The organism is Gelidimonas denitrificans, assembly GCF_055694065.1.
Window position 1 is genome coordinate 809629 of the sequence record NZ_CM146350.1, and the last position, 21246, is coordinate 830874.

Annotated in this window: 19 protein-coding genes; 9 read left to right on the forward strand and 10 right to left on the reverse strand. The window is 58.1% G+C overall.

Annotated elements, in window-relative coordinates; translation table 11 throughout:
• Positions 1-55: 55 nt before the first annotated feature.
• The 10 genes from FKCLFG_RS03815 to FKCLFG_RS03860 all read right to left on the reverse strand — a co-directional run bounded on the left by FKCLFG_RS03815 (position 56) and on the right by FKCLFG_RS03860 (position 9966).
• Entirely contained in the window at positions 56-757 is a 702-nt protein-coding gene (locus FKCLFG_RS03815; protein WP_472614905.1) for an ABC transporter ATP-binding protein, read from the reverse strand.
• Between the two features lie 7 nt (positions 758-764).
• The gene (locus tag FKCLFG_RS03820; protein ID WP_472614906.1) at positions 765-1553 is read right to left on the reverse strand and encodes an ABC transporter ATP-binding protein; all 789 of its coding nucleotides are present in this window, start codon (positions 1551-1553) and stop codon (positions 765-767) included.
• Complete coding sequence (locus FKCLFG_RS03825; protein WP_472614907.1) at positions 1546-2616, reverse strand: branched-chain amino acid ABC transporter permease; 1071 nt, start codon at positions 2614-2616, stop codon at positions 1546-1548. The genes FKCLFG_RS03820 and FKCLFG_RS03825 overlap by 8 nt, the downstream gene beginning before the upstream one ends.
• Before the next feature lie 4 nt (positions 2617-2620).
• Positions 2621-3493, reverse strand: a complete 873-nt coding sequence (locus FKCLFG_RS03830) for a branched-chain amino acid ABC transporter permease (RefSeq protein ID WP_472614908.1) — start codon at positions 3491-3493, stop codon at positions 2621-2623.
• A 126-nt stretch (positions 3494-3619) separates the two neighbouring features.
• Positions 3620-4801, reverse strand: a complete 1182-nt coding sequence (locus FKCLFG_RS03835; RefSeq protein WP_472614909.1) for an ABC transporter substrate-binding protein — start codon at positions 4799-4801, stop codon at positions 3620-3622.
• A gap of 24 nt (positions 4802-4825) precedes the next feature.
• Positions 4826-5632, reverse strand: coding sequence for an alpha/beta fold hydrolase (locus FKCLFG_RS03840; RefSeq protein ID WP_472614910.1), 807 nt, complete (start codon positions 5630-5632; stop codon positions 4826-4828).
• 33 nt (positions 5633-5665) lie between these two features.
• Positions 5666-6154 (reverse strand): hemerythrin domain-containing protein, encoded by a 489-nt coding sequence (locus tag FKCLFG_RS03845; protein WP_472614911.1) that lies wholly within the window; start codon positions 6152-6154, stop codon positions 5666-5668.
• Between the two features lie 52 nt (positions 6155-6206).
• Entirely contained in the window at positions 6207-7793 is a 1587-nt protein-coding gene (locus FKCLFG_RS03850) for a benzoate-CoA ligase family protein (protein ID WP_472614912.1), read from the reverse strand.
• 61 nt (positions 7794-7854) lie between these two features.
• Positions 7855-9441 carry a 3,4-dehydroadipyl-CoA semialdehyde dehydrogenase gene (locus FKCLFG_RS03855; RefSeq protein WP_472614913.1) on the reverse strand — a complete coding sequence of 529 codons (1587 nt, stop codon included), beginning with the start codon at positions 9439-9441 and terminating at the stop codon, positions 7855-7857.
• 51 nt (positions 9442-9492) lie between these two features.
• Positions 9493-9966, reverse strand: a complete 474-nt coding sequence (locus FKCLFG_RS03860) for a 4-hydroxylaminobenzoate lyase (protein ID WP_472614914.1) — start codon at positions 9964-9966, stop codon at positions 9493-9495.
• Between the two features lie 237 nt (positions 9967-10203).
• Between FKCLFG_RS03860 and FKCLFG_RS03865 the strand changes: the two genes are divergently transcribed.
• The 9 genes from FKCLFG_RS03865 (at position 10204) to pcaF (ending at position 21226) form a co-directional block, all read left to right on the forward strand.
• Positions 10204-11103, forward strand: a complete 900-nt coding sequence (locus FKCLFG_RS03865) for a helix-turn-helix transcriptional regulator (RefSeq protein ID WP_472614915.1) — start codon at positions 10204-10206, stop codon at positions 11101-11103.
• 452 nt (positions 11104-11555) lie between these two features.
• Positions 11556-13214 (forward strand): 2,3-epoxybenzoyl-CoA dihydrolase, encoded by a 1659-nt coding sequence (gene boxC / locus FKCLFG_RS03870; protein ID WP_472614916.1) that lies wholly within the window; start codon positions 11556-11558, stop codon positions 13212-13214.
• 49 nt (positions 13215-13263) lie between these two features.
• Entirely contained in the window at positions 13264-14691 is a 1428-nt protein-coding gene (boxB, locus tag FKCLFG_RS03875; protein WP_472614917.1) for a benzoyl-CoA 2,3-epoxidase subunit BoxB, read from the forward strand.
• Between the two features lie 103 nt (positions 14692-14794).
• Positions 14795-16039 carry a benzoyl-CoA 2,3-epoxidase subunit BoxA gene (gene boxA, locus FKCLFG_RS03880; RefSeq protein ID WP_472614918.1) on the forward strand — a complete coding sequence of 415 codons (1245 nt, stop codon included), beginning with the start codon at positions 14795-14797 and terminating at the stop codon, positions 16037-16039.
• Positions 16040-16080: 41 nt separating this feature from the next.
• On the forward strand, positions 16081-16881 hold the full coding sequence (locus FKCLFG_RS03885) for an enoyl-CoA hydratase-related protein (RefSeq protein WP_472614919.1): 801 nt from the start codon (positions 16081-16083) through the stop codon (positions 16879-16881).
• 23 nt (positions 16882-16904) lie between these two features.
• A complete protein-coding gene (locus FKCLFG_RS03890) occupies positions 16905-18431 on the forward strand; it encodes a 3-hydroxyacyl-CoA dehydrogenase (RefSeq protein WP_472614920.1) in 1527 nt (508 codons plus the stop codon).
• Complete coding sequence (locus FKCLFG_RS03895; RefSeq protein ID WP_472614921.1) at positions 18428-19237, forward strand: enoyl-CoA hydratase/isomerase family protein; 810 nt, start codon at positions 18428-18430, stop codon at positions 19235-19237. Before FKCLFG_RS03890 ends, FKCLFG_RS03895 begins: the two co-directional genes overlap by 4 nt.
• Positions 19234-19719 (forward strand): MaoC family dehydratase, encoded by a 486-nt coding sequence (locus tag FKCLFG_RS03900; protein ID WP_472614922.1) that lies wholly within the window; start codon positions 19234-19236, stop codon positions 19717-19719. The genes FKCLFG_RS03895 and FKCLFG_RS03900 overlap by 4 nt, the downstream gene beginning before the upstream one ends.
• Before the next feature lie 304 nt (positions 19720-20023).
• Positions 20024-21226: a 3-oxoadipyl-CoA thiolase gene (gene pcaF / locus FKCLFG_RS03905; RefSeq protein WP_472614923.1), complete on the forward strand. Its 1203-nt coding sequence runs from the start codon at positions 20024-20026 to the stop codon at positions 21224-21226.
• The last annotated feature ends 20 nt before the right edge of the window (positions 21227-21246 follow it).

Here is a 21246-nt window from a genome sequence, read left to right on the forward strand (position 1 = left end):
GAAATCAGGTTGCCCGGATTGCTCCGACAAAGTGTTGATGCTCGAAGATGGGCGTCTAAACGCCAAGATAGCGTGACAGCTTATCGGCGGCATTCAATAGCGTTGCCGATTCGCCGGCCAGCGCGATTTTCCCTTTTTCCATGATGACCGCCACATCGGTATGGGACAGAACAGAGTGATAGTTACGGTCCACGATCAGCGTGCTGATGCCGGTTTGACTTATTTGTCTGATCACGCGCCAGATTTCCAGGACGATCAGCGGCGCTAACCCTTCGGTGGCTTCGTCAAGGATCAGCAGATCGGGGTTCGTCATCAGCGCCCGTCCAATGGATAGCATTTGTTGTTCGCCGCCAGACAACTGTTGGCCGCCGTGGTCGAGCCGCTCGGTTAACCTGGGAAAGGTTTCCAGCACCCGATCGTAGGTCCAGTCGCATCGGCCTGCAGCCCCAGGCCGCGCGCTCATCACCAGATTTTCTCTGACTGAAAGATTGGGGAAGATCCCCCGGCCTTCCGGAACGTAGCCGATGCCCAGGCGCGCCATGCGTTCGGGGGTGTGGCCGGTGACATCTTTGCCACGCCATGCTATTTGGCCTGATGCCGCCGGCACGAAGCCCATCAAGCTGCGGATCAGCGTGGTCTTGCCCATGCCGTTGCGGCCCAGCAGTCCGACTGCTTTTCCTGCCGGAATCTCAAGATCGACGCCATGCAAAATATGACTGTCACCGTAGTAGGTATTGAGAGATTTAATTTTTAGCATGGTTGCCTTAAGCTGAATGCGTTTCGCCCAGGTAGGCCACTTTGACGTCGTGGTTGTTGCGGATATTGTCCGGCGCGTCAGTCGCAATGACTTGCCCGTTGACCATCACAGTAATGCGGTCGGCCACGCGAAACACTGCATCCATGTCGTGTTCGACCAGCAAAATCGCATGCGCAGTTTTAAGCCTCTCAAGCATCGATAACATGCGATCCGTTTCTTCTGCACCCATGCCTGCGAGCGGCTCATCGAGCAGCAATACCTTGGGATTGGTGGCCAGACACATGGCAATTTCCAGCTGGCGCTGCTGACCGTGGCTGATGGTGCCGGCGATAAGATGCGCGAAATCGTGCAAGCCGGCAGATTCAAGCGCATGCCACGCAGTCTCCACGCTATGCGGGCATATTGCTGCCGCCTCCCATAACAACCAGGGCCGTTGCGCCGCAGCTTGCGCGGCCAGGCGGCAGTTCTCCAGCACCGTAAACTTTGGAAATATGGTGGTGCGCTGATAGCTGCGACCGATGCCGGAACGCGCACGGCGCGCTTGCGACCATCCGGTAATATCGATTCCGCTCAATGTAATTGCGCCGCTAGAGGCCGCAATTTCGCCGGACAACATGTTGATCAGGGTGGATTTGCCCGCGCCATTGGTGCCGATGACCGCATGCACCTCACCGATATGCAAATCTACCGACACCCCGTTGACAGCCGCGAGGCCGCCAAAGCGACGGGTGAGCGCCGCCGCTTGCAACAGCGGCGCTGCTGCAGCCAGTACTTGAGCGCGCGCAGGATTAATCATGAGGTGCCTCCTTGTCGTTGGGGCGGTGGGGCGTTGAAAGTGAAAGGCGCTGGCCGGCTCTGCTGCGCTGCCATTGCGCGAGCAAGCCGATCAGACCATTGGGCATGACGGCGACAAAAAATATCATCGTCAACCCCAGCGTCATTTGCCAGCTATGCGCGATCTGGCCGAAGATCGCCTCGGATGAATAAAACTCTTTCAGCAAGATGAACGCCACTGCGCCAATGATGGCGCCGCGCAAGCTGCCCAAACCACCCAGAATAATCATCAGCAGCACCGCGCCGGATTCATGCCATGACAACAGCTCCGGATTCACAATGCCATTTTTTGCAACAATCAAGAACCCGGCCAGCCCGGCCAGCATGGCAGCGATGACGAACGCTGCCAGTTTGTAGTTATACGTGTTGTAACCGGTTGCCCGCATGCGCTGCTCGTTGGCACGGATGCCGGCGAGCGCATGGCCGAAGCGGGAGCGCTGCATCATCGCCAGCAGCGCGTAGCTTGCCGCCAGACAGCCGATCGCAAAAAAATACATGTGCCGCGGTTTTTCCAGGTCTAGCAGAGTGAAGTCGCCGATGCGCAACGCCGGCCGAAAAGTCAGGAAAATGCCATCGCTGCCGCCGCCGAGTGCCGTATCGTGGAATACGAAATAAGCCATCTGTGCAAACGCCAGCGTCACCATGATGAAATACACGCCTTTGGTACGCAAACTGAGCGCACCGACGAACAGCGCATAAGCGCCGGCGCCCAGCATTGCCAGCGGCAACAGCCAGCCGATCGAGGAAGCCGAAGCATCGGACGATGCCAGCACCGTGATGTAAGCGGCAATGCCAAAGAAAGCGGCGTGCCCAAGGCTGATCAGGCCAGTGGTGCCGACCAGCAGTTCCAGGCTTAACGCGAAGATTGCGTAAATCACGATCTTCAGCACCAGATCCTGCAGATAGGACGACAAAAACATCGGCAGCGCGGCGAGCACGACCGCGCCAGCTACTGGCAGCAACCAATGCCGGATACTGTTGTGGGAAGGTGCGATTGCCGGACTTGAGAGGGACGATATGGCCATGATTTTAGTATCCTTTGCTTTTCAAGCCTTCGGGACGCCAGATCAGAATCAGCGCCATCAGCAGGTACACGCTAAGGCCGCTGAACTGGGCGAAAAATACCTTGCCGAAGGTGTCGACAAAACCCACCAGCAATGACGCGATCAAAGCGCCAGAAATGGAACCGATGCCGCCGATGACGACCACCACGAAACAGATGATCAGGATCTGCCCGCCCATGCCCGGATAAACCGAGGTCATGGGCGCGGCAATCATGCCGGCCAGTGCCGCCAGCGCCACGCCGGCGGCAAACACAATCCGGTACAACAGCTTGATATTGATGCCCAGGCCGCGCACCATGTCGCGGTTGCTGGCGCCGGCCCGGATCATCATGCCCAGCCGTGTGCGGTTGACCACAAAATACAGTCCGATTGCCACCACCAGACAGGCCGCCGATGCGAACAGGCTGTATACCGGATAGCTCATCAAGTCGCCGAGCTGGATGCTGCCGGACAGCCACTCGGGCGCTTTGACGCCGTGTACTTCGTTGCCGACCAGCAGGCTGCGCGCTTCCTCGAACACCAGGATCAGCGAATACGTCATCAGCACCTGCTGCAGGTGGTCCCGCTGATACAGGTAGCTGAAAAACAGCCATTCCAGTACGAAACCGAACAAGGCGGCCAGCACGACCCCTGCCAGCAGTTGCAGTAAAAACTGATCGCCGAAGAAAGGCGCCAGCCCGAACGCCATGTACGCGCCTATCATGTAAAAGCTGCCATGGGCCAGATTGATCACGCCCATGATGCCGAAAATCAGGGTCAGACCGCTCGCCACCAGAAACAGCAGCAAGCCATATTGCACAGCGTTCAAACACTGCGCCAGAAACGTAGAGATATCCATGGTGATTCCAGGTAGCAATAGGGCCGATGCGAACAACCGGTGCGCGCTCGTAAGATGGGCTTGGGTAGCATTGGCAGCATGGGCGGCAGCGGTGCCGCTGCCGCCCATGTCCATGCTGCCAAAACATTACATTCTGCAGCCCTTGGCCGGATCAGCCAGTGCCTTGATCGCGACGTTCTTGATTTCGTTATTGTTGGCTTTGACCTGACGCAGATAGATATCCTGAACCGGGTTATGTGCAGCCGAGATGGTGAATTTTCCGCGTGGGCTATCGATCTGCGCCGCCGCCATGCCGGCGATGACCTTGTCCTGTTTCTTGATATCGCCGCCAGCCGCTTTCAGGCCAGCCGCCAGCATTTGCGCGGCATCGTAGCCCTGTACTGCATACACATCGGCATTGACCTTGTAGGCTTTCGCAAAGCTGAGGCGAAATGCGTTGTCGCGCGGCGTATTCAAATTGTCCGCATAGTGCAGGGTGGTAAACATTCCCTGCGCTGCGTCGCCTTGCGCTTCCAGCGTGCCGTCTGTCAGGAAGCCGGGGCCGTATAACGGAATCGTTTTGTTCAACCCGGCCGCGGCATAGTCCTTGACGAACTTGACCGCGCCGCCACCGGCAAAAAATGCATAGACTGCATCCGGCTTCTGCGCTGCAATCTGCGTCAGCATTGCCTGGAACTCTACATTCGGAAACGATAACGTCATGTTTTGCGTCACTTTGCCGCCGGCCTTCTCGAATCCCTCGGTGAAGGCTTCCACCGACTCATTGCCGAACGCGTAGTTCCAGGTAATCGTCATGATTTTTTTGTGTCCACGCTCGGCGGCCACCTTGCCCATTGCAAAACCGGACTGCCAACTGGAGAACGAACTACGGAAAATATTTTTCGCGCACATTGCGCCGGTGATCGCATTGGCGCCGGCATTCGGCACAATCAGCAGCGTTCCTGTTTCCTTGGCAACCTTGGCCATGCCGAGCGCCACGCCGGAATGCACGGTGCCGACCAGCACATCGACCTGATCGCGCTTGATCAGCTTGTTGACGTTATCGATGGCTTTTGCCGGGGCGGATTCATCGTCGACCTTGAAATACTGTATTTCCCGCCCGGCCAGTTTGCCGCCCTGTTCAGAGACATACAGCTTGAAGCCATTTTCGATCATCGTGCCGAGACCGGCGTAGGTGCCGGTCGCCGGCAGCATCAGGCCGACCTTCACTGGCGCAGTTTGCGCATGAACCTGGCTGGCCAGAAATAATGTTGCGGCTGCCACGGCGAATTGGGTAGGTTTGAAACGAAGTTTGAAATTGAGTTGCATGTTGTCTCCTGCTTATGTGGTTTTTTAAACTCTGTGGGTAATGAAATGCGCAACTTCCTGGCTGAGTGCTTCTGGCTGATCGCGATGCGGTGAGTGGCCGCATTGCGGTAGCACGACAATCTGTGCAGCCGGAATTTTTCTTTGAATTCCGTAGACTTGTTCGAGGGTGCCGTATTCGTCGTCTTCGCCTTGAATCGCAAGCACCGGGCAGGTGATGCTGGTGAGATCGTTTTCGATATTCCATGCACGGAATTCGGGGTCAAGCCAGATATCGTTCCAGCCCCAGAAAGCCGAATCGACGTCGGCATGGTATTGCGCCAGCCTGGCGCGCAAATTTTTCGTCAGATAGACGTCCCGAGCGACGCGGATGCTGGCGACGGTAATATCTTCGACAAAAATATGCGGGGCGGCGACCACAATTCCGCTCAGATTTTCCGAAAAACGCGACGCATACAGCAGGGCGATCGAAGCGCCATCGCTGTGGCCGAACAGCCAGGGATGTGCAATACCCAGGTGCGAAAAAAAGGCCGGCAGCACCTGATGCGCCTGCGCATGCATGAAGCTGACTGGCCACTTCTCCGTTGCCGGCCTTGGTGTCGATTGACCGTAGCCGTAGCGTGAAAACACCAGTCCGGTAAAGCCGTGCGTCCGGCAAAAAGTCTCGGGAAAATCTTTCCAGAGCGCGATCGAACCCAGGCCCTCATGCAGAAATACGATTACCGGGTAGTCGGAATGCCTGGCGCCGATCCATTGATACTCCAGCCTGAGCGGGCTATTGCGCCATTGGATATCGGCAAACTGGACGCCGCTATTGTGCATATCTGAACGCATCGCAGATGGTTCCTTTTCGTGTTCCATGCATTGCTACCAGGCGCTATAGCGGTTGGTGGCGAAAGCTGCGCCGATGATTTGCCAGTCCGCTTGCGTCAGGTATTTTTCCGCTCTCGGGATGACGATATTTTCTTCCTTGCTCATGTGATCCCAATTGAACTCGGCATACGCGGTAAGGGCCAGATCGAAAGGCGCAAGCGCGCCGCCGTCGCGATAGGCGGCAAGTTGCTTGCGCAGAGCTTCAAGCAATTCGCCACCCGTTTCATGCTGGGCTTCGAGAAGATCGAGAATCGGTGCCGACTCGGGATCGCGTATGCGCAGAAAGCGGAACAAATATTCGTTTTCCTTCGGATGATGGACCCGCTCCGGTATCACTTCGATGTAGTCGAACATCGCCCCGAACAGCGCGAAGTCGGGCGCTTCTGTGCCGTCTTTGACCCGTGTAACGTGGTCCAGCAGCCCCTTGAGAACTGCTGCGATGGAACGATGTTCATCGCAGAGGATAGCTATTGCAGTATTCATTGTCTCGGTACCAGGTTAGTTGTGGGATCTCGGGCCGCTGCTGTGATTCAGGTCAGGCGGCTCCGGCGCGCAACTTGAAGCGCTGTATCTTTCCGGTTGCGGTTTTTGGCAATTCGTCGACGAACTTCATCCAGCGCGGGTATTTGTAGGGCGCCAGGCAGCCTTTTACATGCGCCTTTAATTCCGCCTCCAGCTCGGGCGAAGGCACAATGCCCGGTTTCAGCACGATATAGGCAATCGGCTTGATGAGCTTGTCGTCGTCTTCCTTTCCTACCACGGCGGCTTCCAGCACGGCAGCGTGACCGATCAATGCCGATTCGACTTCAATCGGCGAGACGTAAATGCCGCTGACCTTGAGCATGTCATCGCTGCGGCCGGCATAGACGAAATACCCATCTTCGTCTTCATGGTATTTATCGCCGCTGCGGGTCCAGCCGCCGAGAAAGGTGTGACGCGATTTTTCACGGTTGTTCCAGTAAAGGGTGGCGCTGGTGGGGCCGGAAATATGCAGTTCACCCGCTTCGCCACGCACCACCGGCTTGTCTTCTTCATCGACCAATCGCACCGCATAGCCGGGAACCGGCTTGCCGGTGGTGCCGTAACGGACTTCTCCAACGCGGTTGGAAAGAAAGATGTGCAGCATTTCGGTGGAGCCGATGCCATCCAGAATATCCAGGCCGAAGTGCCTCGACCAGCGTTTGCCGATTTCTTCGGGAAGCGCTTCGCCGGCAGAGATGCAACGACGCAGCGTGAGTTCGTCGCGAGCCGGCAGCTCCGGATTGGCCAGCATGGAGGCGTACAAAGTAGGCACGCCGCAGAAAATGCTGGGCTGATGCTGGCGCAGGCGCGCGCAGACCGAGGCCGGCGTCGGACGTTCAGCCATCAGCACCGCCGTGGCGCCAACCGCCATGGGAAACGTCAGACCGTTGCCGAGCCCGTAAGCAAAGAACAGCTTGGCGGCTGAGAAGATGACATCGTTCTCGTTGATTCCTAGGATCGGCCGTGCATACAGTTCTGCGGTCTGGATCAGGCTGGAATGGACATGCACGGTGCCCTTGGGCGCGCCAGTGGAGCCGGACGAATAGAGCCAGAAGCAGGGCGTATCGCTGGAAGTGGCTGCGACTGCAAAGTCGCCGCTGGCCTGTTCCAGCAGCGGGGTAAGCCCATCCGGGACTTGCTTGCTGCCGGCGACCAGAATGCGCTCCAGCGTCGGCACTTTGCCCAACAATGGCTGGAACAGCGGCAGCAGCGCGGCTGAAACCACCGCAATTCTGGCCGCGCTGTCGGTCAGCATGTATTCGTAATCACCCTGGGTCAGCAGCGTATTGACCGCAATCGGCACCACGCCAGCCTTGATCGCACCCAGAAAAACCGTCGGAAAATCGATCGTGTCATGGATGCACAAGAGAATGCGCTGCTCGGCCACTACGCCCAGTTGACCGAGTACATTCGCGAATGCGGAGCTTCTATGCGCAACTTCGCCGTAGGTGTATGCGCCGTTGTCGTCGATGAATGCAGGCTTGTCTTTGCGGCCTGCCTGCAGATTGCGTTCGATCAGGTCATGCGCCGCGTTGTAGCAACGCGGAATATCGATGACTGGCGGGCTTACCCGATGGTCAGCTGTAGATAAATCCGGCATTTCATCTCCTGTTGTTGCGCATCGCATGCCACATGCCGCGCGCTAAAATTTCATCAACTTCTCAAACGTTCCAGTGTGCTGCGGTGGGCGCCAGTTGCTGCAGCGTGACGGACGATCCTTGCAGTGCCGCGCGGCGGTGGTAAAAACCCAGTGCGCGCAAGCCGCCCAGTTCCTCGCCGCCGCCGGCGCGACCCGGTCCGCCGTGGATCGATGCGGGCATCACATTGCCGTGACCGGTATGGGTTTTGCCGACATCGGGGCTCACTATGTGAACCCGGCCATGGGTGCCGGCCAGTTCGCGTCCGACCTGCGCCATCCACGCGCTATCTGCGCTGAATACGGAGGCCACCAGCGACCCCAGGCCGCGATGGGCCAGCGCCAGCGCATGTCCGGTATCGCGATAGCCAAGCAAGGTCGATACCGGTCCGAATACTTCATGGTCGTGCACCAGCACGGCCTGATCCGCATCGCGCACGCCCAGCAAGGTGGGCGCAACGCATGCGGCGATGGCAGGATCGACATCTATCAGCGCCTGCTTGCTGCCGTCATACAGAACGCTGGCTTCGCTGGACAGTTGGGCAATGCCTGCCTGTACGCTGTCAAACTGCTCGCGGCTGACCAGCGAGCCCATCCGCACTTCCGGATTGCGCGGATTGCCGACACTGACCTGCGCCAGTTTGGCGCCGACCGCTTCGGCCACCGCATCGAAAAATTGTGCGGGAACCAGCGCGCGGCGAATCGCGGTGCAGCGTTGCCCGCTCTTGGTGGTCATTTCGCGTACCAGTTCATTGACGTAAAGCTCGAACGCGGCGGTTCCCGGTGCGGCGTCGATACCGAGCATCGACGAATTCAAGCTGTCGGCCTCGATATTGGCGCGCACCGAATGGCGCGAGATGGCGGCGTGCGAGCGGATCAGCGCAGCGGTATCGGCCGAGCCGGTAAATGACAACACATCGAATGGCTGCAATGCGTCGAGCAGGCCGGCGGAACTGCCGCAGACGATGGACAGCGCACCCGCAGGCAAAATGCCGGCGGCGATCACGTCGGCCACCATGCGATGGGTCAGCCAGGCGGTGACCGTGGCCGGCTTGATGATGACCGGCACCCCTGACAGCAAGGCCGGCGCCGCTTTTTCCCACAAGCCCCAGGCCGGGAAATTGAATGCATTGATAAACAGCGCGACACCGCGTACTGGCGTCAGGATGTGTTGCGATTGAAATAGCTGATCTTTCGACAGCATCGCCGCAGCGCCGTCGAGCAGCGTGCGGACGTCGCCCAGTCCAGCGCCGATCTTTGCGTAATAGCCCAGCGTAAATGCCGCGCCTTCGATATCGACCGCGGAATCGGCTTTGGTGGTGCCTGAATTGGCTAGCGAGATATCGTAATAGGCGTCGCGATTGGCTTGCAGCACTTTCAATATCTCGCCCAGCATGCCGGCACGTTGACCATAAGACATTGCTTGCAGCCCGGGTGCGCCTTGGGTGCGGGCGAAAGCAAATCCTGCATCCAAACCTGCGGCAGGCCCGCCCGCAGTGGCAAGCGGCTGGCCAGTGACCGGATCAAGCAAGGTAGCGCTGCGGCCTGATTCAGGTTGCCAGACGCCGCTTAAATAGTTGGGAAGATGGGGAAGATGGGAGAGAGGGATCATGTGAATGCAATCAAAAAATGGGGAATCGGCCAGCAGGATCGAATGGTGCGATTACGCCGCTTCAGGCGTAAAGTCGATTGCGCCTTGCGGCAGCAGATACAGCACTAGAGCGCGCCCTTTGGCGACAGTCGGGCGATGTCCGCTGCCGGGTTCATAGACGCACCAGCCGGCCGGGTTGGCGTCGAAGCAGGCGCCCTGCGTCAGCGGCATGATCAAATCTATCTCGCCGTTGGGATGGACATGGTAAGGGCCGGCCACATTCTCCATCTCGACCACGTCGACGCTGAAACCGTGGGTAGCCTCGGTGGCCTTCAGCACGCGGCCGTAACGTATGCCGGCACCTTCCCGATTGCACATCCAGCCATCCTTGACGCCAATCTTGCAGGCAGCGAAAATCGCTTCGAACAAATCGCTTTTGGAACCATGCTCCGCATTGAGGTGCGCCTCAAGCATTGACCCCAGCGGAACCCCGGCAATTTCTCCGGTCAGACGGGCAATCAGCAACTGAAATCCGTTTATATCCACTTTTATATCCACGTTTAATTCTCCGGGAAATGCGCTTGTGATTTATAGTGCATCAAGTGCTTGCGTTACAGGATTTATAATGCATATTTGAATAAGTATATGTGCATTATTTTGCTTGTGTCAAGCATATATGCATGCATTGCGCATATAATTTGCTGGCCTGCTGATGCATGCTTGTATTTACAAAAGCGGTTTAAAAAGCGCGGGATGAATTGATAATTTTTTATGGCAATTTTTATGACAGATAACTCAGAGCAACGCAAAGATCCATTCCTGATTGCGCTCGGCGAGCGCTTGAAAATCCTGCGGGCGCGGCGCGGCCTGACGCGCAAGGCGCTGGCGCGCATGGCCGATGTGTCCGAGCGCCATCTTGCCAACCTGGAATCCGGCGTGGGCAATGTCACGGTGCAGTTTCTGCGCCAGCTCACCTCGGTGCTCAATTGCACGCTGGCCGAAGCGATCGGCGATGAAACTGCGTCGTCGCCGGAATGGCTGATGATTCGCGAAATTCTCCGTGGCCGCTCAGAGACCGAGCTGGCCAAGGGCCGCGCCGCGCTGGCGGGCGTTTTTGATGCGCCGACCAGCGAATCGGCACGCCGTCAGCGGGTGGCGATGATCGGTTTGCGCGGCGCAGGCAAATCGACGCTGGGGCAAATGTTGGCAGACAACTGGGTGGTGCCGTTCATCGAACTGAGCCGGCAGATCGAAACGCTGGCGGGTTGCAGCATTTCAGAAATTTATAGTTTGTATGGCCCAAGCGCGTATCGACGCTATGAATATCGCGCGCTGGAAGACGTGATACGGCGCTTTCCACGCGCGGTGATTGCCACGCCGGGCGGCATCGTTTCGGAGCCTGCGACCTTCAACTTGCTGCTTTCGCATACCTACACAGTCTGGATGCAGGCATCCCCGGAAGATCATATGGCGCGCGTGCTGGCCCAGGGCGACACCCGACCGACCTTCGGCAACCGTGAAGCGATGGAGGATTTGAAACGCATCATGGAAAGCCGCGCAGAGTTTTATTCCAAGGCCGATGCCGTGTTCAATACCAGTGACATCACGCAGGAAGCGGCTTTTATGGGGCTGGTAGACCAATTGCGCGGCTCCGTCCTGGTGCAGGACAAGGTTTTCTATTAAGTGTCGCACGGTGGCTGATCAGCACAATGTTGGGCTGCGATGGTGGCTAATAAGGCGTTAGCCCAGCCTGCACATTCAAGAAATATGCAGGAGTATATGAGAAAATATGCCATTCTCCGCATATATGTAATGCGTATTCATAAATACATACCGTAGTTAGCCAGATTGGCGCTGCGCTTGCGAAGCCCGCCATCCTGCGCTGCGCACGATTCAAACCAAAGTCAAAAAATCCCCCCAGTACCTTAATAATGTGCCGGCTGCCATTGCGTAGCTGTCCATTATTTGCATTACTTGCCGGCTTGCACGGCGTCATTCCCATCACCGCGGCCAAAATACTATTTTTTATAGTGAATGCAAAAAAATGCATTTTGATGCTTGACTGTAGAATTTATATGCAATATATTGCGTATATAGATTTTTTTCAATGTATCTTAATGCCTACGTGGAGTGCCATGAATACCTCGCCGCAAATCAGCTATCAAACCGCACCTGAGCGTTATCAACATTGGTCCATTGCCTGCGACGGACCGATTGCCACACTGACCATGAACATCAATGAGGATGGCGGCTTAAAGGAAGGTTACAAGCTCAAGCTCAATTCCTATGACCTCGGGGTCGACATCGAACTCAATGACGCGGTGCAGCGGATTCGTTTTGAACATCCGGAAGTGCGCACGGTGATCCTCACCAGCGGCAAGGACCGGATTTTCTGTTCGGGCGCCAACATCTTCATGCTGGGCAAATCAACCCATTCGTGGAAAGTCAATTTTTGCAAGTTCACCAATGAAACGCGCAATGGCCTGGAAGATTCCAGCCGGCATTCCGGATTGAAATTCATTGCTGCGGTTAATGGCGCTTGCGCCGGTGGCGGCTATGAACTGGCTGCCGCCTGCGACGAAATCATTCTGGTCGATGATCGCGCTTCTTCCGTGAGCTTGCCGGAAGTCCCGCTACTGGGCGTTTTGCCCGGCACCGGCGGGCTGACACGCCTGACCGACAAGCGCCGCGTGCGCCATGACCATGCCGATATTTTTTGCACCACTTCCGAAGGCGTGCGCGGACAGCGCGCCAAAGACTGGCGTCTGGTGGATGAGATCGCGACACCGGCGCAGTTTCAGCAAACCGTGCGTGACCGTGCGTTGGCGCTGGCCGCCAACAGCGACCGTCCGGCAGACGGCAAGGGCGTCAAGCTGACGCCTTTGCACCGGACCCAGACCGACACCACGATCGATTATGAATTTGTCGGCATCGTGATGGATCGTGATGCGCGCCATGCGACGCTGACCGTCAAGGCGCCCACTGCGCCGCAGCCAACCGATATCGCTGGCATCGAAGCCGCAGGCGTGCAATGGTGGCCATTGCAGATGGCGCGAGAACTCGACGACGCGATTTTGCACCTGCGCACCAATGAACTCGAGCTCGGTACCTGGATCCTGAAGACCCGCGGCGATGCGCAAGCAGTCCTTGCCAGCGACGCCACGTTGCTGGCGCATAAATCGCACTGGCTGGTGCGCGAAACCATCGGCTTTTTGCGCCGCACGCTGGCCCGGCTCGATGTGTCGTCGCGCTCGCTGTTTGCATTCATCGACGAAGGTTCCTGCTTTGTCGGCAGCTTGCTCGAAATTGCATTGGCGGCCGACCGCAGCTACATGCTTGCCCTGCCATCGACACCGGAGCAGGCACCGCGGATCGCCGTATCCGAGCTTAATTTCGGCAGCTTGCCGATGGTCACCGCGCAATCGCGCATCGCACGCCGCTTCTATGAAGACGAGGCTGAGATCGCTGCGGTGCGCAACACCATCGGGCAATCACTTGATGCAGGTCAGGCTCTGGCGCTGGGCATGATCACTACCGATCCGGATGACCTGGATTGGGCCGATGAAACCCGCATGGTGCTGGAAGAGCGCGCCAGCATGTCGCCCGATGCCTTGACCGGGCTGGAAGCCAATCTGCGCTTCAATGGCAAGGAAACCATGGAAACACGCATTTTCGGCCGTTTGACCGCCTGGCAAAACTGGATTTTTATCCGTCCGAATGCGGTGGGTGAATTGGGCGCGCTGAAGGTCTATGGCAGCGGCAACAAGGCCAAATTCGATATGAACCGCGTTTAAAGATTGACGCTATCAACTCTTGCAATAACCCTGATTAAAGGAATTTACCGTGAGCACAATTGATTACAGTGAACTAATCCCAAACAACGTCAATCTGTCCGAAGACAAGACATTGCAGCGTGCGCTGGAGCATTGGCAGCCTAACTACCTGAACTGGTGGCGCGACATGGGCCCGGATAACTCGAGCGGCCATGACGTGTATTTGCGTACCGCTGTCAGTGTTACGCCAGAGGGCTGGGCCAGTTTCGGCCATGTGAAGATGCCGGACTATCGCTGGGGCATCTTCCTGGCGCAAGCCGAGGAAGGACGCAAAGTCAATTTCGGCGAGAATAAAGGCATGGCTGCCTGGCAGGACGTGCCCGGCGAGCACCGCGCCAATCTGCGCCGCATGATCGTCACGCAAGGCGATACCGAGCCGGCGTCAGTCGAACAACAGCGCCATCTGGGTCTGACCGCGCCATCGCAATACGATCTGCGCAATCTGTTTCAAGTCAATGTCGAGGAAGGCCGCCATTTATGGGCGATGGTGTATCTGCTGCACAAGCATTTTGGCCGCGACGGCCGCGAAGAAGCGGAAGCACTGCTGCAGCGCAATTCCGGCGACGCAGAGAAGCCGCGCATCCTCGCAGCATTTAATGAAGAGACGCCGGACTGGCTGGCGTTCTATATGTTTACGTACTTCACCGACCGTGACGGCAAGTTCCAGTTGTGCGCATTGGCCGAATCCGGCTTCGATCCGCTGTCGCGCACCTGCCGCTTCATGCTGACTGAAGAAGCGCATCACATGTTCGTCGGCGAATCCGGGATTTCACGCGTGGTTGCCCGTACTTGCGCTGTCATGAAAGAGTTCGGCATCGAAGATCCGGCGCAAGTGCGCGCCAAGGGCGTGATCGACCTGCCAACCATCCAGCGTTACCTGAACTTCCATTTCAGCGTCACGATTGATTTGTTTGGCGCCGACCAGTCCTCGAATGCGGCGACTTTCTATAGTGCGGGCCTGAAAGGCCGCTATGAAGAAACCAAGCGCGATGATGACCATCTGTTGAAGGATGGCCATTACCACATTCTTGAGATTGCCAACGGCGCACTGGCGGAGCGTGAAGTCCCGCTGCTGAATTCGCTCAATGAAGTGCTGCGCGACGATTACATCCGGGACGCAGTGGCCGGCATCGGGCGCTGGAATCGGGTGATCGAGAAGGCAGGATTGAGCTTTCGTCTGACCGCGCCGCACAAGGCATTCAACCGTCATATCGGTGCGTTTGCAGATACCCGCATCTCACCTGATGGCAGAGTAATTTCAGAAGTGGAATGGGCTGCCAATGCGCGCAACTGGCTGCCTAGCGAGGAAGACCGTGCCTATGTCGCATCGCTGATGGGGCGCGTGATCGAGCCGGGCAAATTTGCCAACTGGATTGCGCCGCCGCCGGTGGGCATCAATCGGCAAGCGATCGATTACGAGTACGTCCGCTTCAACTAGGCAGAACAGGGTTGCCCGGCATTGATCGCTAATTGATCGGTCAACCCTGTTTGATTTTGTCCGCACTAGGCTGCACTAATGCGCACCATATGGATGGCACCCGATGAACGCTCCCGAATCAATCGTATTGATACGACAACATGTAATCGATCCTGAGGTTTGCATTCGCTGCAATACCTGCGAAGAAACTTGCCCGGTCGATGCCATCACGCACGACAGCCGCAATTACGTGGTCAACGTGGATCTTTGCAATGGATGCATGGCGTGCATTTCGCCGTGCCCAACCGGTTCGATTGACCACTGGAGAACCGTGCCGAAAAATGCGGCGTATTCGCTGGCAGAACAATTCGGCTGGGATGAGTTGCCAGCGCAACAGGAAATATCGGACGACGCGCTGGTCAGTTCTGCTCAGGATGACGCTGCGAAGGTGACGATTGAAGGGCTGCAAATCAACGCAGCCACATCTTCCTCTTCTACCATCGCGCCGTGGTCGGCGGCGCATCCCTACATCAATTTGTACACGCTGAAAAATCCGGTGACGGCAACGGTGGCGGGCAATTACCGCCTTACCGCAGCGGATATGGAAAGCGATATTCACCATATCGTGCTGGACTTCGGCACCCAGTTTTTCCCGATTCTGGAAGGGCAGTCGATCGGCGTCATTCCGCCCGGCGTCGATGCCGGCGGCAAGCCGCATTACCTGCGCATGTATTCGGTTGCCAGCCCGCGCGAGGGCGAGCGCGACGGCTACAACAACCTGGCGCTGACCGTCAAACGCGTGGTGGAAAACCATGAAGGTCATCCGGTGCGCGGGGTCGGCTCCAATTACCTATGCGATCTGCAAAAAGGCGATAGCGTCCAGGTTGCCGGCCCGTTCGGCGCCAATTATCTGATGCCGAACCAACCTGGCGCCAATATTCTGATGATTTGCACCGGCACCGGCTCGGCCCCGATGCGCGCCATGACCGAGCACCGGCGTCGCCTGGTGACAAAAGGGCAGTCAAAAGGGGGCAAGCTGATGCTGTTTTTCGGTGCGCGCCGGCCGGAAGAGTTGCCCTATTTCGGCCCTCTGCTGAAGCTGCCGACCAGCTTCATCGACATGCATCTGGCTTTTTCCCGGGTGGAAAATCAGCCGCGCGCGTATGTGCAGGACAAGATACGCGAAGCCGGCAGCACAGTGACCGATTTGCTCAATGGCGACAGCTACATCTATATCTGCGGCCTGAAAGGCATGGAGACCGGCGTCATGGAAGCACTGCGCGAAAGTTGCAGCGCGGTCGGCATGGATTGGCCGTCGCTGCACGGCAAGATGGTCAGGGAAGGGCGTTTCCATGTCGAGACCTACTGAGCCCGTCTATTTTTTACGTTCAATTGTTAGCAGGAGTCATGTTGGCTGATTCAAATTACACAACGCTCAAACTGGCGACCGACGGGCGCGGCGTCTCGCAGGTCACGCTCGCCAAACCGGAAACACTGAATGCGTTCGACGAAACAATGATCGCCGAGTTGAGCGCTGTATTCGACGCACTCAGCAATGCGCACGCTACCCGGGTGGTGGTGCTGGCCGCCGAAGGCCGCGCCTTCAGCGCCGGCGCGGACCTGCGCTGGATGGAGCGCGCCAGCAATAATTCGCAGCAGGCCAATCTGGCCGATGCGCAGCGCTTTGCCCGCATGATGCAGCTGATCCAGACTTGCGCCAAGCCGGTCATCGCACGGGTTCAGGGCGCAGCCTATGGCGGCGGTGTCGGCCTCTGCTGCGCCTGCGACATTGTGTTCGCGGTGCCGCAGGCGCGCTTTGCGGTGAGCGAGGCAAAGTTCGGCATCCTGCCGTCCGTGATCGGCCCCTACCTGAACAATGCAGTGGGCAAGCGCCAGGCGCTGCGGCTGGCATTGACCGCAGAACTGATCGACGCCGCACGCGCCGCCGAGATCGGGCTGGTGCATGAAGTCGTGGCGGCGGATCAGCTGGACGCTGCGATTGAAAAAACCATCGTGCAATTGCTGGCCAATGGGCCCAAAGCATTGGGCGAGATCAAGCTGCTATACGGTCAGCTCGCGGTAGCCGAGGTGGATGCAGCGGTGCGTGAACTGACCGCGCAAACGATTGCACGGGTACGCTCGACGCCGGAAGCACGCGAAGGATTTGCGGCATTCCTGGCCAAACGTCCGGCCGCCTGGGTGAAGTCATGACAGAGACGAAAGAGCCGATTCCTATGACAACAGAATATCCAATCAATACGCAACCGGCCATGCAGCAATTGGTGGGCGTAATCGGTGCCGGCACCATGGGCGCGGGTATCGCGCAAGTCGCTGCGGCGGCCGGGCATCCGGTGCGCTTGATGGATGCGCGCCCGGATGCGGCCCGCGCAGCCCATGACAATATTGCTGCAGCACTGTCTGGCCTGGTCGGCAAGGGACGCCTGTCCGCGCTCGAGCGGGAAACGATTCTGGCGCGCATTGTGCCGGTCGATACGCTAGCCGATCTGGCCGAGGCCGCACTGGTGGTGGAAGTGATCGTCGAGCAATTGCAAGCCAAGCAAGCCTTGTTGCGCGAACTGGAAACGCACGTCGGCCGCCATACCATCCTGGCGTCGAATACCTCGTCCCTGTCGATTACCGCACTCGCCAATGGCATGCGGCATCCCGAGCGGGTGGTCGGCATGCATTTCTTTAATCCTGTGCCCCTGATGAAGCTGGTCGAGGTGGTTTCCGGCGCGGAGACTGCCGCCGGCGTCGCCGATGCGATTGTCGATCTGTCGCGTCGCTGGGGCAAGACGCCGGTGCATGCAAAATCGACGCCGGGCTTCATCGTCAATCGGATTGCGCGGCCGTTCTATGCGGAAGCGCTGGCCTTGCTGCAGGAACAGGCCGCCACGCCGGCCCAACTCGATCGGGCGGCACGCAGCGCCGGGTTCCGGATGGGGCCGTGCGAACTGATGGACCTGATCGGGCACGACATCAACTACGCGGTGACGGTCTCGGTGTTCGATGCCAATTACGGCGACCGCCGCTATCTACCGTCGCTGGTGCAGAAAGCACTGGTTGACGGCGGCCGTCTGGGGCGCAAAGTGGGCCAGGGTTTCTACGAGGGAGCACCAGCCCCGGTGCCGAATCTACCAGTCAGCAATCCAGGATTGCCGATAGAAGTAATGGGAAATACGGCAATCATCCAAAAGCTGGCGAACTGGTTGAATAGCAGGCAACTGGCGTTTTCCCATGTGGCCGACAGCGACTGGAAAGGCTTGCGGATCGGCGACGCGGAATTGCATCTGACCGATGGCCGCAGCGCCGCCCAACTTGCCAGTGAACGCAACATCAGCCAACTGGCAGTCATCGATCTGCCGCTGCTGTCCGAACGCAGCGACGCAATCGGGATTGCATTTGCTCCAGATGTGTCGTCTGAAGCGCAGGCCGGCATCGCGGCCACTCTGGCCGCCTGCGGCCTGCAAGCGATCGTGATGCGCGATGTGCCGGGTCTGTTGATCGCACGCACGATTGCGATGCTGATCAATGAAGGTGCCGATGCGGTGCATCAAGGCGTCTGCGACGCAGCGAGCGCCGATCTGGCGATGAAGCTCGGCACCAATTATCCGGCCGGACCGTTTGAATGGCTGCAGCAGATTGGCGTTGATTACACCGTCCATCTGCTCAACAATTTATTTGCCGCGTACCGTAGCGAACGCTACCGTATCAGCCCCTTGCTGCAACATCGCTACTGGATCGAAAGGCAGACAACATGAACATTTCCATTCCCGTAGACACCATCAATTTTCGCGTCGAGATCGACCATGACGGCATTGCGCATCTGATATTTCAACCGGCAGGCGGGATGCCGGTGACCGATGCGCAAGGCCACGGTGCGCTGGCTTCCATCTGGCGCACGCTGAATGCGCATCCGCAGGTAAAGGTTGTCCTGGTGCGCAGTGAAGGCAAGGCATTTTGTGCCGGCGGTGCGCTGGACATGGTGGAAGACATGCTGCACTCCGAGCAGTCACGTATGCGCGTCATGCGCGAGGCGCGTGAACTGGTGCAGGGCATCATCGACTGCGACAAGCCGATTGTTTCTGCGATCAATGGCGCGGCAGTCGGGGCCGGATTGGCGGTGGCATTGCTGGCCGATATCTCGGTGGCCTCGCGCAGCGCCAAACTGATCGACGGACACACCAAACTGGGGGTGGCTGCCGGCGATCATGCGGCCCTGATCTGGCCGCTGTTGTGCAGCATGGCCAAGGCAAAATATTATTTATTGCTGTGTGAAACGGTCAGCGGCGAGGAAGCGGAACGGATCGGCCTGGTCAGCCTCGCAGTCGATGCCGAACAATTGCAAGACCAGGCATTGGAGATTGCGCAAAAGCTGGCGGCAGGCAGCCAGAGCGCACTGGCCCACACGAAACGTTCGCTCAATCACTGGTTGCGCGCCGCCTGGCCGGCTTTTGAAGCATCCTTGAATGCCGAGATCATGGGCTTTGGTCATGCGGATGCGCGCGAAGGACTGGCCGCCATCAAGGATAAACGCGCCCCTCAATTCAATCAGGTCGCCTCATGAAATTCGCAGATCTGAGCAGCGGCCAGCGCATCACCCTAGGCCCGGTGGAAGTCGATGCCGAAGAAGTCCTTGCCTTTGCCCGCAAGTACGATGCGCAGTGGTTTCATACCGATCCGATGCAGGCGGAACAAGGGCCTTGGGGTGGCTTGATCGCCAGCGGCTGGCATACCTGTGCAATGGCGATGGGGCTGGTCAGCAACCACATTCTGAACGGTTCCGAATCGTATGCATCGCCCGGCCTGAACTATGTAAAGTGGCCGCATCCGGTGCGCCCCGGCGATCTGCTGACCCTAAGCGTGCTGGTCCATGAGTCGCGCAGATCAGCGGCAAAACCCTGGCTGGGGATCATTCGCTGGCAGTGGATCATGCAGAACCAGCGTGGCGCGGAGGTGCTCGACCTTGAGGCCACCAGCCTGTTTCGACTTGCGGCAGAAGCAATGCCGCCAAGCGTTGATCTGCCAGCCGGTGCGCTCCGGCCGTAATGCATACTGGCTTGCGTATATATTTAATTGTATTTAAATATATGCGGGAAATGATGTGTTTTTATTCATACTCCCTATTTATTTAACACCACAGTAACTATTCAGCCGGCAAGGAAATTAAGAGTGAGATGCTGCGATTTTGTAGGAGCGCACCCGGGCGCGAAAGTAGTCGCCAGACTGCAGCCGTTGATCGCGCCCAGGTGCGCTCCTACAAAAAACTGCATTCTGTGGCTAAGTAAGCCCTCGAAGTAAACCTTGTTAATGTCGCTTGAGCGACCCATCCATTTTCTTATTTGGACATCTGATGAACCAAGCCTATATTTGCGACGCACTGCGCACCCCGATCGGCCGCTATGCCGGTGCCTTGAAAGATGTCCGTGCCGACGACCTTGGCGCAATCCCGCTGCGCGCATTGATTGCCCGTCATCCCAAACTGGATTGGGCCGCCGTGCAGGATGTGATTTATGGCTGCGCCAATCAGTCGGGTGAAGACAATCGCAACGTGGCGCGCATGTCTGCGTTGCTGGCGGGCCTGCCGCAGGAAGTGCCGGGTTCCACCATCAATCGTCTGTGCGGCTCAGGCATGGATGCGGTAGGTACTGCCGCGCGTGCGATCCGCTGCGGCGACACTGACCTGATGATCGCCGGCGGCGTCGAATCGATGACGCGTGCGCCGTTCGTGATGGGCAAAGCCGATAGCGCCTTTGCGCGCAACGCAGAAATTTTCGACAGCACGATGGGCTGGCGTTTCGTCAATCCGCTGATGCAAGCGCAATACGGCGTCGAGGCGATGCCGCAGACGGCCGAAAACGTCGCCACCGAGTTCCGCATCAGCCGCGAAGATCAGGATTTGTTTGCCGTCGCCAGTCAGACCAAGGCTGCTGCCGCGCAATACAACGGCATCTTCGCGCAAGAAATTACGCCGGTCATCATTCCGCAGAAAAGAGGCGAGCCAGTTACTGTCACGCATGACGAACACCCGCGCGCAACCAGCATGGAAACGCTGGCGAAATTGAAAGGCGTGGTGCGCCCGGACGGCAGCGTGACCGCAGGCAATGCCTCGGGCATCAACGATGGCGCGTGTGCGCTGTTGCTGGCCAGTGAAGCCGCTGCCAGACGGCACGGCCTGACGCCGCAAGCGCGCATTGTCGGCATGGCAACCGCTGGCGTCGCACCGCGCGTGATGGGCCTCGGCCCGGCGCCCGCAACCCAGAAGTTGCTGCAGCAATTGGGCATGACGCTGGAGCAGATGGATGTGATCGAATTGAATGAGGCATTCGCCGCGCAAGGGCTGGCGGTGCTGCGCATGCTGGGCTTGCAGGACAACGATCCGCGTGTGAATCCGAACGGCGGCGCGATAGCATTGGGGCATCCGCTCGGCATGAGCGGCGCGCGGCTGGTGACAACCGCGATGTATCAGCTGCATCGTAGCGGTGGGCGCTACGCTTTGTGCACCATGTGCATCGGCGTCGGCCAGGGAATTGCAATAGTGATCGAGCGGGTTTGATGTGCTTACAATGCTAAACA